Consider the following 15,061-nt stretch of genomic DNA (forward strand, 5'->3'; position numbering starts at 1 on the left):
GATTTCATTAGAGTAGAACTCATACCATGTACCAATTAACTTTCTCGCTCCAAGAGTTTCTTTCCACTTACTGGCAGAAGAAACCCACCATCATTAAAGGTGGCTTCGCTCACTTTCAAGATCCACTATCGCCAGAAGAACTCGCCGGATTGACCATGGAAGAGGAAGTCGACTCTCGCTTCGTTTCCAATCTTAATGACGAGTGGCAAGCCGAACATGGCCCATTTGATGAAAATAAATTTTCGTCATTGGCAGAGACTAATTGGTCCTTCATCGTCCAAGCGGCTAACCACTGGCATGAAGGTGCAGCACAGCTTGTCACGCCTTTTAAAGCGATGCCACAATGGTTATTCGATGATCTGATGATTAGCTACTCGGTTAAAGATGGCGGTGTAGGCCCTCATATTGACCAATATGACGTGTTCATTATCCAAGGTATGGGTAAACGTCACTGGCGCGTTGGCGCAAAAGACATAGGTCAATATAAAGAAACCTGCCGTCACGAAGCACTACGTCAAATTGAATCCTTTGATGCTGAAATTGACCAAATCTTGGAGCCTGGCGATATTCTCTATATTCCACCTGGCTTTCCTCACGATGGCTACGCACTCGAACCTTCAATGAGCTACTCCGTTGGGTTCCGTTCACCAAAAGAACAAGAATTAGTGAGTAACTTTGCCGACTACATCCTTGCGAATGACTACGGCGACGTGCACATGCACAAACCTGATCTAACCACACAGGACAACTATGGGGCCATTACAGCTTGTGATCTCGCATCACTGACCGAGATGCTCAAGTCGAAACTCGATGACCCGCTGCTTATGAAAGATTTTATGGCTACAATGCTCAGCCAGTCTCGTCATCATTTGAATATCATTGCGCCAGAGCCTAAATGGACGCAAGAAGAATTGGCGCAACATTTAAGTAATTCGGGTGAGTTGACCAAAGTCGCGGGTTTACGCGCCCTGCATCATGAAGATGAACCTTCGATGCTGTATGTGAATGGTGAAATGCTCAAGGTGCCAGAAGAACTAGCACCTCTCATTATGGCATTGTGCCACAATACAACGATTCAGCTTCCAGCACCTTCCACTAGCGCTGTGTCTTTACTCACCGAGCTTGTCAATAAGGGATATTGGTATGCCGAGTAGCGTTTAGCTATCGGACTTCAAGGCCCAGGTTGTACTGAGCAAGGCAGCGTCCAACATAACTTACCTTCAATAGGGCCGCGATCAGTATTGTACTGATATGTGCAAAAACCTGAGTTGGAAGCGAAAAGTGATGTGCCATTGGATAAGCAATAATGATACTGAGCAGCATCAAAAGTAACGTCGTGAATAAAGTTACATTAGAAATGAAAAGTACTGTTTGAAATTGTTGTTTCATATTGACCTCACGATCATGATAGTTGCTAATGATTATCATTAAGCAACTATCATTCCAACTTTTGAAACCCTAGTATTAACGTTATTTAATCTAATTATTGGATATAATTCATGTCTAAATGACTCACTACGAATTAAGTCATTTAGACATCATGATGTCACATATGGATTAGTGCTAATGAACAGTCGTCATGCGACTTTATACGCTGACTCTAATAGTCGGGTACTATTAGACCATGTTAATCTGTCGTGAATATTTTTTAGAACCATGACAGGCAGCTCACGAGAGGATTCACCTCCTGAGTCTGAGGATTCGAACTCTATCTCCCAACGTTTTAATCTTTGGGCGAAGAAGGGTGTTTTAAGAGTTCGTGTTAATCAGTTATCCAGTATCGCTGACTTGAAAGTGGCGCTCTCAGGTGCTTCTACTGTTCGAGACATCAACATCATTAAGGCTCGGCCAAGGAAAGCTCTGAACAAATAGGAAAAAGCCGTAGAAGGAATTCCACAAAAATTCTATTTCCAACGGGTAGTAATGGTTTGCCCATTTACGTTGATTTATCAGAAGATCCGCGGTGTGACACTTTGTATTCGAAAGTTTCGTCGAACAACTCGATGAACCGAATACCTTCGTCAGTGATAATGGGTATGACAGCGAACCTTTATGTTGTTTGTTGTTTGTTGTTCATGAGCATGGCGAGAAACGGTAATTGCCGCGCGTAATTATGGGTAAAATAGAAACAGAAGAAGTATGGGAAGGTGCTTATATAAGTTCAGGCATTAAGTCGAATTTTTTCGCTAAAACTAAGCATTATTAAGCAATTTTAGACATATACAGTAAGGTAACGTGAAAATATGCCAGCGTGTTATCGCTGGCATTTATATTAATTTGGCTTGCCGATCTGTACCTGAACATGAAGTATATAGTTACGCTCACATATCCTAGTAAGTATTCTTACACTAGTAAAAATATAGATTGTCCAAGTACACACTGTCGCTTGTTGTTCCCCATAGCGCCATACCTAACTGGGTCATTTGGGTTTTATCATATTGATGTGTCGCCCCTAGCGCATCAAATGACAATTCAATCGATACCCATTCGTCGGTGGTAATATTTTCCATCATAAGCAGCAATGGACCACTTTCGGACAGCAACTGGAACTGAGCTTGCGTCACTCCAGCAGTCGCATAAAAATCAAACCGTAGTCCTGTCATTTGCGATGCGTCAACTGGGCTGGCCGGTTCAACACCGTACTGAATACCTGTTGTTCCGCCCGCCACACCATCTGGCGTAATTTGGAATTTCGACGTTTGATTGCCCAAAATTGAGATCATTGAATGAACTGGCGGGTTCCACCACGCATCTGACCAATAAGTAACGTAGTGCGGGCTAGACAGTGAATCACTAAATAGGGCAATGACATCTTCATTGGCAACCGTCGGCACAGGGGCGGCCGTACTAGGCTGCGATGCCAGCGGATTAAGCGAAAGCGTCAGGTCATTCACACTGCCAATGGCAGTTAGTACTTGTGTAATACCGTACCCATCCGCCAGTGCTTTTATTTTTTGAGTACCTTGCGTTAGCGTCAGAACTGCAATGCCGCTATCACTCGTTTTTACTGTATAGGGTTCATCAAACTCCCCGCTAACGCCGACTAACACGTCAGCACTTGCTAAAGGAAACCCTTGCTCATCCTTCACCAACACATTGATATCATATTGATTGGATGTACCTGAAAAGTAAAAATTATCAACAAAGATTGCTTTTGTTTCTGCTCCCCAAAGTTGAATACCAGCCATCTGCAATTGTGCCGTGTTCAACGCTGCATTGCCGTTAAGCGTCATATCTGAAAATGGAATCGCAAGCGACAACCATTGACCAGTCTGAGGATTATCCAGTGCGTATGTTGCCGAACCATCCGTCGAGACTAATTGCAGCACCACCTTGCTAATGCCTGATTCTATATAGAGATCAACATTCCACGTATCATGATGTGATACATCAACGCTGCCGTATTCAATGCCAAATTGGATACCTGTCACGCCACCTTGGGAGCCTTCTCCTACAATTTCATAACGTGCGTAATGGTCACCATTCATGCTTTCTTCAGAATAAAATGGCGCATTCCACCAGTTCTCATTCCAGAGTGAGACAAACTTGTCTTCATTTAAGCTGTCGCTATAAATTGAAAAAACATCGGCATCAGAAACAGTCGGGATTGGCGCAGAGACCGATGGTTCACTCTTTTGTACGGTTTTATTTATCAAAGAAATATCACTGATTAACACTGATGCCTCTACCTCACTCGGAAAGGTTAAAGCAAACCAACGAAGTTGAGTCGTAGCAGGTATTGCCACCTCAAACTGTCTCCAACCATCCGCCAATGCCGTGCCAGAGCTGGTAAGTAGAGTAATGCTAAAATTAGGAATATTGAAGCCTTGAACATGGACTTCAACCTTCTCAAATCCATTGGATTTTAAGTTAAAACGTGCGTAATTATACATCGAGGCATCAATGCTGTTTGCTTGCTCATTTCCCCAAGCAATACCCGCGCCTTTGCCCCAGTTAGTCCCACTACTTAATTCGAGTACTTTACTAAAGTTTTCATCAACGACTTGGTTAGACATTGTCGCCCCCGAACCCCAATCATCCCCCCAAAACTCCATATAATAGGAGTCATCGTGTTCTGAGTGGAACACATACATTTCTTCTGGTGCAGGCTCATCAACATCTTGTTCTAGTGCTATTGAAACCGTCTGGTCATTCTCTCCAAGTTGGACTGATTTTTGTTCAGAGACATACCCCGACTTTGTCGCTAATACGATGTAAGTACCTGGCTCTAAGTCATAATAGGCCGAGCCTTGAGCGTTAGTCGTCCTTGATTTGCCTGAAATCATCAGTGACACACCGTTGATCGGTGACTGACTGTTAGCGTCGGTTAATTGTAAGGTTAATCGCTGTGTTGCTTCTTCTTGCGGTGGCGTTGACCCACTTGGCCCGCTCTCCGTTCCATCACCTCCACCGCCACAACCGAACAATGTTGTGCATAACAGCATCGCGCCTAATTTTTTCCACATCATATTCGAGTTCCTTCTAATTACATTTAAATTAACGACGACGCTGCCTTAGTAAGGCACATCCAAATAGGCTTAATAAAATGAATAAACCGCTGCTTCCGCCCGATGAGTCAGACGAACCATGAGGCGCCGGCTCAATATCTCCAGCGGTCATCACTTGGAATTCAATGTCATCTTGGGCAGACAAGGCTGAATTTGAGTTGTGGCGAAGCGCCACTTCGACACGGTAAGTCCCATCGATCATTGAAGATGGATCAAAAACGAGCGTGTTATAACGAGTTTCAGGGCTAGGAAGTGCTTGAGACTGCCAAATGAGGGAATAGTCTTCTTCTGTACCATCCGCTAACTCAAGGTTTGCAATTAACGTCACGATGCCGTTTTCTGGGTCAACAAGAGACGTTACTTTACCATCTTGTTGCATCGTCAAATAAACATCCGGAAGGGAAGGGTCTGGCGATGTATTATCCGAGACAGGTGTTTGCTCATTACAATATTCAGCGCTACTGGTTTCACTCTTTTGGCAATGAGCAACGTAATCGATTTCCAATTTGGCGGTACTTAAATCAGGGTCGATATTTCCACCTAGGTTGCCACCCATTGCCAAGTTGAGTAACACAAACATGGGTTCCTTATATTGCGGGCACTGACTGACATCGTGAGCGGCAACTAAGGTATCGTTCACAAAGAAACGAATATCGTCATGTGTCCACTCCATCGCATATTGGTGCCATTCTTTTACTTGTAGACGCCCATTTGGGTAAGGGTACCGAACTTCATGGCCACAACTATTCGCATTGTAGAAATTGGTAATATAAACGTCTGGTTGATTGGCAAACCACTCCCACACATCAATTTCTCCCGCACCGGGCAAAGGCCAGTTCACACTATCGCCATCGCCTTTAATCGGTTGTTCGAAAATACGATTTTCTAGCATCCAGAAAGCCGGCCATGTCCCTGCTTCTAGATTGTGGAATCGAATTCGAGCTTCCACACGGCCGTATAAAAACTCCTGCTTATCTTTGGTATTGATGCGACCAGAAGTCCACGTCCGTTGCTGCCCACCAAGCGTCATGCAATTATGTGTTTTCTTGTGTGAAATGATCTTCAGCGTACCGTCTGATACTTCGTAATTTCGCAAATCAGAATAATCATCGGAGGTATAGCATTGCACCTCGTTGTTATAGTTGGCTTTGGTTTGTGGTGTCCATGCGCTCCAATCCACCCCACTTCCATCGAATCGGTCAATCCATTGAACCTCCCACCCAGCGTAAGCAGGCTGAGCGACCCCCATCATTATTCCCGCCAGTAATATCATTCTGTACAACATCATCGCCTCAATTTCTTCAGACAAAGTTCACTCGCACGATGGCAAATCGCCCTCATGGAAATGAACAATATTGGATAGCGGCGATAACCAAGGATTCAGCTATCGCCCATTTGAAAGCGCCCTTCAGCGCATGAAAGAATCGCTTACGCTACTCTAGCCAAGAGATATTTCTGATTTCTATATCGCTACGAGTCGGTGCACTACCACCAGATTCTGAATAGACATCTCCAATAGTAAATGGAGAGTTAACAACGCTAAGATCGGCGCCGGCTGCATCAGAGAAGTCGCTAAGGTCAATCGTATATTTGACCCAGTCCGTTGTCAGCGTGTAACCCTGTCCAGCGTTAAATCTTACCCAGTGATTCGACCCACCGGAAGCCTTCGTTTGGTAACCCAAATCAAATCCGAATCGAGCCAAGACACTTTCTCCTCCGTCAACGCCACGGATCTCAAACGTCATTTTCGTTGACTGCGTTAAGTTACTGGTTTGGTTGTTAATGCCAACACCCGCGCCCCACCCCCAATCTTTCGCCGTTGCCGGGTTAGCCGCGATAGTCAATACACCCGTGTCAGCATCCACCCCAGCCCATGCCGTGGCAGGATTATCCCAACCATAGGCAATAGCACCGTCATAAAGAACGCTTCCTAATACTCTAAATTCGCCATCTTGTGGTGGCGCCGTCACTGGCGCATATGGAGGAGGCAGCACCGAATCCATCAACGTCAGTTCATCCCCACCAAAACTGGCGCTAAAAGAAGACACGTCGCCACGGGTCAACCCGAGATCATTAAGCGTATCAACCTTATCCCATGCCAAATACTTGACGTTGCCATCAATATCAATCAATCCAAAGTGTTTTTCCGAATGGGTGGGATTGTTCGCGTCACCTTTCCACGGCTCATCAAAGGCTTGGAAATAGAACAGAGACGCACCAAATTCATTAGTAAAGTCACGCATATCGTCATAGAAGATTTTCTGTTTATACTCATCCGCGGCTTGTGTTCCACCCGCGCCAAACATTTCTGAAGACACGGAAGACCAGCCCGTTTCTCCTATGTGAATAGGCAAGCTTGCATCAATGTTATTCACAAAGGTTTGCACTTGGGCAAACTGGTCGACAGTACGGTCAAACGCTTTATCCATTGACGCGTTAATTTGCTCTTTCAGCGTTGAACTCTGAAGACTTTCTGGGACTTTCCATTGTTCAGAGAATGTTGGATCATAGTAAGTATCGTGGTGAGCATAAGAGTGCATAGAGACATAATCAACGGTTTCGATTAAGGCCTTGAGACTCGCTTGGTCACCGGTATTACCGCTTGGGTCCGTACCCGCCCACACCGCATAGTTGTCCGAAGAGGTAACCCAGATACGAGAGGTACTTTGATCATCAAATTTCCAGCTTTGTAAATCCGTCACATGATCCAAAATAATTTTTGGCACCACATGGTATTCAGCCCAATTGACCATCGCTTCATTACCCACGGCAATCACTTTGACAATTTCCGGATAGGCTAACGCGAGCTCTTTCGCTTTTGCCATTTCCAGCGCATTTTTAGGGCTTTCTTGGTCATGAATGACTTGTTGATCTGTCCAGGAATTTAGCGCTTCAATCCAAACCCCTAACATCACATACATTTCAAAACTGCTATCTTCAGCTTTCAACTCACTAATCGCTTGTAGGAGATTTTCTGTATTGCTTTTTCCATCTAACCCAATAAAGCCTTGCGTGTTATACGTTCGCAGCACTTTTATTCCCATTGCGGCTAAAATTTTCATGTCTTCTTTCTGTTGGTCGACAGTCGGTACATTGACACCTGACTCACGAACCGTGGTGCGCCATGCTCCATAAGATATAGCAAGATAATCCGGGTTACCCAATAAAGCATCGCCGTTTGCGGCAGTAGGCTGAATAAGCGGAATAGGTTGAGGGGTTAACTCTGTCGAGCCAGAGCCTCCTCCGTCAGGTGTTGAGGGCGTGGCGGTGAGTTTCTCATCGCCACATCCCGACATCGCAAGCGTTAAACCTACTAGCATTGCTGCTTTTAAACTGCATTTTTTCATTGCTTCTTCCTTGCACACTTTTGTTTTTATTTCTATCGAGGTTCATTTCATCAATTAAAAAGGCCTCTAGAACGTTAATTCCAGAGACCTTTGGGCAGTATTAATTCGCAGTAATAGAAACGTTATCGAAATATGCCGTCACTTCGCATCCTGCAACCGCGCCACACACTGGCTGCAGTAGCATAGACACGCCCCATTCAACATCCAATCCAGTAGTCACATCGAAGCTATGACTTACCCAATCATCGGTAGGCATAATAGAGAGTAACGGGTCTGTCTTAGAAACCCCTGCCGATCCTTCAGAGAAGAGTAATGCATTAACAACCCCTCCATCGCTCGCCGAGCCCTTCAAATCGAAAGATACCGTTAAACTTTGACCCGCCGTGATCACACCTTCGCCAATTCGAGTTTGCTTGATGAATGGGTTTTGCGCCTCTGGGGCCACTAACTTGGCCAAATACGTTCCACCGGTATCTTGTTCAACAGCCATGTGCGCGCCTTCCACTGCCCAGCCCTCAAAACTGCCCAGCTCAAACCCACCATTCACAACTAAACCAGTATCACCGATATCCCCTACACCATCAGTCGGCCCGTCCGGCACGACTGGCACATCTGGCTCTTGTGTGGCGCCAGTAGCAAAGAAATTGACGTTATCAACATGGAAGACAGCACCATTGCCTGTTCCCCATGCTGGAAATACCATCACTAAGTCTATGGCACTTAGATTCACGCCTTGTTTGGCGAAATCTGCCAAGTTGAAGCTAAAGTGCTGCCAATCAGATGTCGGTGCACTCGGTAAATCAACCTCAAGGGGTACGCCTTCTACACTTTCAATTTTTAACTTCCAAGCAGCGGCGCCATCCGTTGGCGGAGTCACAAGTTTAAGGTCAAGTTCTAATGTGCCGGTCTCTGCAAGCGCGCTTGCGTCATAAGGCACACCATCCACTGCGGTATGGCCAGCATCTTGAGCATCGCTTCGAGTCGTGAACCCAAGTACGGTCGCACCCACTACTTCAAATTTCGTGACGTTACCGTATTCGCCATCCTCAACAATAGAAGGGGTTGTGCCACCACAGCAGTCCCACGCCGCCCATTTAGGGTTGGCTAAATCAGAATAAATGGTAAAAGCAGGTGTCTTTTCATCGACAGGCGGTTCCACAGGCGGCTCTACGGGTGGCGTCACTTCATCATCGGCCTCAACAAACGTCACGTCATCCCAATAGAAAACTTTGTCTTCCGCTGCGTCTACGAGAAAATCAAAGAAGATTGATTTTTTGTCAAAGGTATAACTGTCATCAATCGAACCGCTGTTTAAGTCGGTGAAGTCAAACGTCAGCTTTTCCCAAGACTGCGCAACCGTTGTATAAACCAACACCTCCGCAAATTGACTGTCGTCGGCTTGGTTTTCAACTTTCAGCAAAACCGGCACACTAGATTCCGGAGAATAAACCCACACTGATACTTTGCTGCGCTCGGCAGAAAGAGCCAGCTGAGTAGTGTCGCCCAATGTCGTACCCGCCCAATCCTCAGCAGATGCAGGCTTATCTGTTTTAATTACCACATTACTAGCGCTTGTTGGTGCAATGTCGGTATAAATTGGGTTAGTTGCATTTAACACCGTCGCGGTCCCACCAAAATCTTCCACGCTAGTGATATCTAATTTATCACCGGCATCAGCGTCTGGATTCGGCTCTGGCTCTGGTTCAGTTGGGGTCGACGAATTACCATCAGAGGTAAACTCAACATTATCGACACGATACACAGCCCCCGCTCCTTCTCCCCATTTAGGGAATATAAGGATGTTGTCAATGCTAGACAGATCCAAACCGCTATTAGCAAGATCAGCGAGTGTAACGGTTACATGCTGCCAGCTGTCTGTTGGCGTAGTAAGCGCGACTTCTACCGCTTCACCCTGGTTGCCATTTTCTGGTCCACCATTACTTTCTAACTTCACACTCCACGTTGTCTCACCAGGGCTGGCCATCAGTTTTATGTCAAACTCTAACGTCCCTTCAAGTTCATAGGCACTCGCATCTAATGGACCACGAGCAACATCGCGTACAAAGCCCAAAACAGCTGGCGTATCCCCTACGCGAAACTCGGTTACCGTTCCGTAAGCATTCAGTTCTTCGGGATTACTCGGCGTTGTCCCGCCACAACAGTCCCATGTCGGCCAATAACTATTCAACGAATCTTTAAACACAACGAAATCACTTCCAGTTTCTGGAACTTCCGGCACATCTGGCGTTTGAGGGGTTTCATTTACCGCCAAGCTATCATCACCACAACCGACCATCGCTGCTGATAACGCTGTAACCAAAACGACATTTGCCAACTTAAACTTCTTGCTTTTTGTTCTCATCCTACATTTCCTTGGTAGTCAATAACTTCATGTATAGAGTGGTTTTGATGCACAACCTAAAAAGAAAGCGCTTTCATTAATAGCTACAATCAGCCTTACGTGAACATCGTGTGATAAATAGCAAAATGATAATCGCCAAGGTATAAAGCACTACTTTAAGGCGACAAAGCCAAATAAACCCCTTTCAACAGTAAAAAACAAAGCCAAAAGGTTAACCTTTCATCAACGCACAAAAGAAAGCGGTTTCTTAAAAGTTTGCTTTATTGTCTTGCTAGTTTGATTTTCATTCTAGCTAATGGTTATTTGAAAATCCTCTATCTTGAATAAAAAGTGTGCTTTGACGCTCTAATGTTGGGCATTGTCATTATAGTTTCGTGAGCAAAAGCAAAAAACAACACTGAATTGAGAACCAAATCACACCGCTTAATAGAAAAGGAGAAGAGCAAGCGCTTTCCTAATAAAAAAGCTAAATGTGGTCGGTTATTGTAGGTAAGCTTCTGATATAGAGTTTTAAAAAATGATACGGAAAGTTCACCATTTGCAAAAGTTACATCGCGGTATGACTGCCTACCTATCCTTCCAGTGACCTATAATAAAATATCGTCTATTCATTACATTTCACGTAATTTTCTCATTTTTCACTCTTACTCAACACCAGAATAAAACACTAAAACATCCAATAAATTACAAACAAACAACAACTATTTTTTACACATACAAAATTAATCAATACATTGACGACGATCATTCTTCACCAGTCAATGGCACGCCACAATACGCATCCTGTTCGAACTACAAGGATTCATCATGTCTGATCCAAACACTCCAGAACGCAAGGTCACTATAGGAAGCTATCTAGCTCTTGCGTTTGCAATCGTTTTCTTTTCTGGTCTATTACAATCCAACGAATGGTACGGCGTTTTCGACTTTACGACGCTTAATGGCTCGTTTGGTCAAGTTGCCCATTCTGTTAGTGAAACCTCTGACGGTGTCGTTGAAGCCGCGAAGACCACCTTTCGTGGTGTTGGCGGAAGCGGTGCTCGTGATGGTTTTATTTTCGCGTTAACGCTTATTCCAACGGTGATGTTTGCCTTAGGCATGATCAACGTCTTAGAACATTACGGTGCGTTGGATGCTGCTCGTAAGCTGCTTTCTCCGCTTCTTCGACCTCTCATGGGAATCCCTGGTAACTCTGGACTAGCGCTTATTGCCTCGCTACAAAGTACTGATGCCGGTGCGGCGATGACTCGTCAGCTTAAAGATGAAGGTCACCTGACCAAACGTGAAACCGACGTGTTTACCATGTTCCAATTCACCGCAGGCGCAGCCATTGTTAACTTTTTCTCCTCTGGCGCCGTATTGTTTACCCTAACTATGATGGATGGTTCTCTGGCCGTCACATCGTCGATAGGACTCGCGGTCGCCGTTATGTTCTTATTTAAGTTTGTTGGTGCGAACCTATTCCGCCTTTACCTAAACATCACTGAAGGCAAGGAAGACAAAAACCAAAATGACAACGACACATCAACAAAGCAGGAGATGGCATAATGAGTGAAGTAAAAGCTAAAAAGCCAATGGTCACCGACATATTTGTTGAAGGTGCAAAGAAGGGCTGGGTCATCGCGACGACTTCAACGGTACCAAATGTTTTGATGGCGTTTGTAATTATCAAAGCTCTACAAATCACCGGTGCACTGGGTGCAATGGGCGTGCTATTTGCCCCTATTATGGCAGTGTTTGGGTTACCAGGAGAATCAGCTGCAGTTTTGATTGGTGCATGGATGTCGATGGGCGGCGCGGTAGGCGTGGTAATTACGTTGTTTGACCAAGGAATCCTCAATGGTACGCACATTGCAATACTAGCGCCTGCCATTTACCTAATGGGCTCACAAATCCAGTATATGGGTCGAATCATGGGACCAATCGGCACTGAAGGCCGCTATATTCCAGTGATGATTGCGATCTCTGTTTTGAATGCTTTTGGCGCAATGTTCTTAATGAACATCCTCGTTTAGTCGTAAGTAGACATAAATTTTGTATAAAACGGCCTATTGAGGCCGTTTTTTTTGGAGTAAGTCTTATCAAGACTCAATTAGTAGGTATACTCCCCAACCTAATTAAGTAGAGGAATTCTGTTGTGGCAAATGATAAGTCTGTGATTATTGGTCTCGTTAATCCAAAAAGTCCAACCAACGTCGGTGCGGTCATGCGTGCTGCGGGTTGCTATCAAGCGTCGGAGGTTCGTTATAGTGGTGAGCGATTCGATAAAGCCGCAAAGTTTCAGACTGATACTCAAAATATAAACAAGACCATTCCTCTAGTCGGAACCGAAGATCTACTCGGCACTTTACCTGAAGAGATGAAAATTGTTTGTGTTGAACTCGTGGTAGGGGCAACGCCGTTGCCAGACTTCGTCCACCCTGAAAAAGCGATCTATATTTTTGGACCGGAAGACAACTCCATTCCAAAGAAAATCGTGAAGCAGGCTGATGAGGTTGTTTATGTACCAACAATTGGCTGCATGAACCTTGCGGCAACGACCAATGTTCTACTCTACGACCGATTGGCGAAGTCAGTGCAAGAGATTAATCACGACGAATTAATCAAAAGCAGCCGAGACAAAAATAATCACCTCAAAATCTAGTGATAACTCCGCTTCAATCATTAGATTAAGCTGCCTTTCTCAGCATGATACAAACTAGACGCTTAACGTTGTTGGCTAGTTTGTATCATTATTCAACTGAAACCTAAGACGAGCTGCACTTAAACTGCGCGACTTGCCCACTAAGCTGATCTGCACGCGCCGTCACCTCATCCGTGACACGATTCGCATCACGAGATTGTTGCGCGACCACTTTTAGTGATTCGTTTATTTCATTAACCAGTGTTGAAATAGATTGTGTCGCAGAGGCTTGTTGTTCAGCTGTCGCCGCCAAGGTACTCATTTGGTCGTTGACGTTCTCCACTTGCTCAGCCGTTGACTTAATTCTTGAGGCCGCTTTGTTTGTATGTTCGACGGCCTCAGCAGCGATAGTGGTTCCAATGCCAATTTGTTCCACTACTTTACCCGTGGAAGATTGAATAGCCTGTATGATGCTATTAATCTCGCTCGTTGATTCTGTAGTGCGACTGGCAAGCATACGTACTTCGTCAGCCACAACAGCAAACCCTCGCCCTTGCTCGCCTGCTCGCGCTGCTTCAATCGCCGCATTAAGAGCCAGCAGATTAGTTTGCTCCGCCAACCCTTCGATGACATCGGTAACTTTACTGATCGCTTGGCTTTCTTGACTCAATGTCTGTACCAATGATTGCGTTTTTTCAATCGCTTCCGCTAACAATGTCATGCTCTCTTGGTTAGCTTTTAATGCCACTTCTCCGCTTTGCAATTCTGACTTAGATTCAAATAACGTCATCGACGACGCCTGCACCTGATGAGCCGTTTGCTCGGCCCCCACCGCAACCTCTGATAACGAATGTCCTATTTCATCAACATGTTCAGATTGACGCTCCATTCGTTGAAGCCCATCTCGGCTAGATCGCATTAATTGCGCCATGCCGCCTTGAACCGACACCGCGTTCTCTGTGACACCACCGACGAGATCTGCCAATGATTGATTCATAGCATTCACTGAACGCGTTAAATCAGCAAGTTCATCGCTACCTGTGATCACTAATGCTGGGTTGGATACATCACCAGAGGCGATTTGTTGCGCTCTGCCTGCAAGCGTTTTAATACGCGCACCAATGTGATGCCCCATTACACTCGACACTACGAAAGCACCCAGTAATGCAGCACCACAACTACTCAGAAGAATGACGACAACCATGGTGATACTCGTTGCTATACTCTCTTCGGTCTTCACCGCATTGGCTTGTTGCTGAGAAACAATCGTATTAAGCGTGTTTTGCATTTCGTCGACAGCGGGCACGAGTGAAGAAGACATCAGGTAACTTGCATGGTCCCAATCTTCCGACTGCCTAATTTGAATTACTTGTTTTACTAGTGGGAAATAGAGCTGCTTCATTTCATTAAACAGTGACCACAAACTTTGATCGCTTGAGCTTAATAGTGACGTTTTTCCGGAAATTTCATCAACGACCTGACGATGATATTTCATTAAGTCATGGTATTTTTCTAAATAATCTTGTTGGCCATATTGTAAATAGTCTCGCAGAGCCGCGAGTGCGTTTGCTAACGATGTATAACCATCGGCATAAAGCTTGAACAGGCGTTTGCGCTCGCCCCCCTCAGATCTGCCGGCTTCATCATTAATCAAACCTTGTAACTGATCTAAGGCAACTTCAGCGATAGGTGCGGCTTCATTGATAAACATAGAGTGAGCAGGAAGGTTTTCATCACTGTGACTGAGAGTCACTATTTCTTGGGCAATGAGTTTAATTTCAGCCCAATTACTATCTAAGTCATTATACTGACTCGATGCAATTAGTGACTCAAGACTAATCAGTTGAATGTCGGTTGTGTCAAACGCCGCTAACACCTTTTCCTGACCAAGCTGTTGGCCATCTTCCGAGTCGTTTAATAGCATGTACCCACGAAGCACAGAGACGGTCGATTGGAGGGACTGCCCCACCTGACGACTCGCGTCAACCGTTGGCAAATCATACTGCAGTAAAGATTGTGTGTGGTCTTGTACGTGAATAACACTTCGATAAACCAATAACGAAGAGACGATAAACAGTACACCAAGCGCTAGAAAACCCATTCTAAGCTTACCCGATATCGAGAACTTCATCCTTAACCCTTTTATAAAATCCTTATTAACTTGTTACTATATCGGCAACGGTAACAAAATCTACACAATTTATTGTAACTTCTATAAATA

The 15,061-nt window shown here is 45.0% G+C and carries 10 protein-coding genes; 4 read left to right on the plus strand and 6 right to left on the minus strand.

What is annotated here, in order from left to right; all coding sequences use genetic code 11:
• Nucleotides 1–26: 26 nt before the first annotated feature.
• Complete coding sequence (locus M9196_RS05050) at nucleotides 27–1,154, plus strand: ribosomal protein uL16 3-hydroxylase (RefSeq protein ID WP_250616434.1); 1,128 nt, start codon at nucleotides 27–29, stop codon at nucleotides 1,152–1,154.
• A 7-nt stretch (nucleotides 1,155–1,161) separates the two neighbouring features.
• Here the strand turns inward: M9196_RS05050 and M9196_RS05055 are convergent, their stop codons facing one another.
• The 5 genes from M9196_RS05055 to M9196_RS05075 all read right to left on the minus strand — a co-directional run bounded on the left by M9196_RS05055 (nucleotide 1,162) and on the right by M9196_RS05075 (nucleotide 10,217).
• A complete protein-coding gene (locus M9196_RS05055; RefSeq protein WP_250616435.1) occupies nucleotides 1,162–1,389 on the minus strand; it encodes a hypothetical protein in 228 nt (75 codons plus the stop codon).
• 959 nt (nucleotides 1,390–2,348) lie between these two features.
• Nucleotides 2,349–4,469 (minus strand): carboxypeptidase-like regulatory domain-containing protein, encoded by a 2,121-nt coding sequence (locus tag M9196_RS05060; RefSeq protein WP_250616436.1) that lies wholly within the window; start codon nucleotides 4,467–4,469, stop codon nucleotides 2,349–2,351.
• Nucleotides 4,470–4,497: 28 nt separating this feature from the next.
• Nucleotides 4,498–5,817, minus strand: a complete 1,320-nt coding sequence (locus tag M9196_RS05065; protein ID WP_250616437.1) for a glycoside hydrolase family 16 protein — start codon at nucleotides 5,815–5,817, stop codon at nucleotides 4,498–4,500.
• A gap of 124 nt (nucleotides 5,818–5,941) precedes the next feature.
• A complete protein-coding gene (locus M9196_RS05070; protein WP_250616438.1) occupies nucleotides 5,942–7,855 on the minus strand; it encodes a glycoside hydrolase family 17 protein in 1,914 nt (637 codons plus the stop codon).
• Between the two features lie 100 nt (nucleotides 7,856–7,955).
• On the minus strand, nucleotides 7,956–10,217 hold the full coding sequence (locus tag M9196_RS05075) for a hypothetical protein (RefSeq protein ID WP_250616439.1): 2,262 nt from the start codon (nucleotides 10,215–10,217) through the stop codon (nucleotides 7,956–7,958).
• 807 nt (nucleotides 10,218–11,024) lie between these two features.
• On the opposite strand from M9196_RS05075, the gene M9196_RS05080 reads away from it, so the two are divergent.
• The 3 genes from M9196_RS05080 to M9196_RS05090 all read left to right on the plus strand — a co-directional run bounded on the left by M9196_RS05080 (nucleotide 11,025) and on the right by M9196_RS05090 (nucleotide 12,861).
• Nucleotides 11,025–11,765, plus strand: a complete 741-nt coding sequence (locus tag M9196_RS05080; protein WP_250616440.1) for a nucleoside recognition domain-containing protein — start codon at nucleotides 11,025–11,027, stop codon at nucleotides 11,763–11,765.
• On the plus strand, nucleotides 11,765–12,232 hold the full coding sequence (locus tag M9196_RS05085; RefSeq protein WP_250616441.1) for a YjiG family protein: 468 nt from the start codon (nucleotides 11,765–11,767) through the stop codon (nucleotides 12,230–12,232). The genes M9196_RS05080 and M9196_RS05085 overlap by 1 nt, the downstream gene beginning before the upstream one ends.
• Before the next feature lie 122 nt (nucleotides 12,233–12,354).
• Nucleotides 12,355–12,861 (plus strand): RNA methyltransferase, encoded by a 507-nt coding sequence (locus tag M9196_RS05090; protein ID WP_250616442.1) that lies wholly within the window; start codon nucleotides 12,355–12,357, stop codon nucleotides 12,859–12,861.
• Nucleotides 12,862–12,964: 103 nt separating this feature from the next.
• Here the strand turns inward: M9196_RS05090 and M9196_RS05095 are convergent, their stop codons facing one another.
• Nucleotides 12,965–14,971, minus strand: coding sequence for a HAMP domain-containing methyl-accepting chemotaxis protein (locus tag M9196_RS05095; protein ID WP_250616443.1), 2,007 nt, complete (start codon nucleotides 14,969–14,971; stop codon nucleotides 12,965–12,967).
• Nucleotides 14,972–15,061: the final 90 nt, after the last annotated feature.

The organism is Vibrio methylphosphonaticus (genome assembly GCF_023634655.1).
GTDB lineage: Bacteria > Pseudomonadota > Gammaproteobacteria > Enterobacterales > Vibrionaceae > Vibrio > Vibrio methylphosphonaticus.

Excerpts from the sequence above, each read along its gene's own strand:
- M9196_RS05070 (WP_250616438.1), bottom strand. The coding sequence starts at position 7,855 with ATGAAAAAATGCAGTTTAAAAGCAGCAATGCTAGTAGGTTTAACGCTT.
- M9196_RS05050 (WP_250616434.1), top strand. The coding sequence starts at position 27 with ATGTACCAATTAACTTTCTCGCTCCAAGAGTTTCTTTCCACTTACTGG.
- M9196_RS05075 (WP_250616439.1), bottom strand. The coding sequence starts at position 10,217 with ATGAGAACAAAAAGCAAGAAGTTTAAGTTGGCAAATGTCGTTTTGGTT.
- M9196_RS05080 (WP_250616440.1), top strand. The coding sequence starts at position 11,025 with ATGTCTGATCCAAACACTCCAGAACGCAAGGTCACTATAGGAAGCTAT.
- M9196_RS05060 (WP_250616436.1), bottom strand. The coding sequence starts at position 4,469 with ATGATGTGGAAAAAATTAGGCGCGATGCTGTTATGCACAACATTGTTC.
- M9196_RS05095 (WP_250616443.1), bottom strand. The coding sequence starts at position 14,971 with ATGAAGTTCTCGATATCGGGTAAGCTTAGAATGGGTTTTCTAGCGCTT.
- M9196_RS05055 (WP_250616435.1), bottom strand. The coding sequence starts at position 1,389 with ATGAAACAACAATTTCAAACAGTACTTTTCATTTCTAATGTAACTTTA.
- M9196_RS05085 (WP_250616441.1), top strand. The coding sequence starts at position 11,765 with ATGAGTGAAGTAAAAGCTAAAAAGCCAATGGTCACCGACATATTTGTT.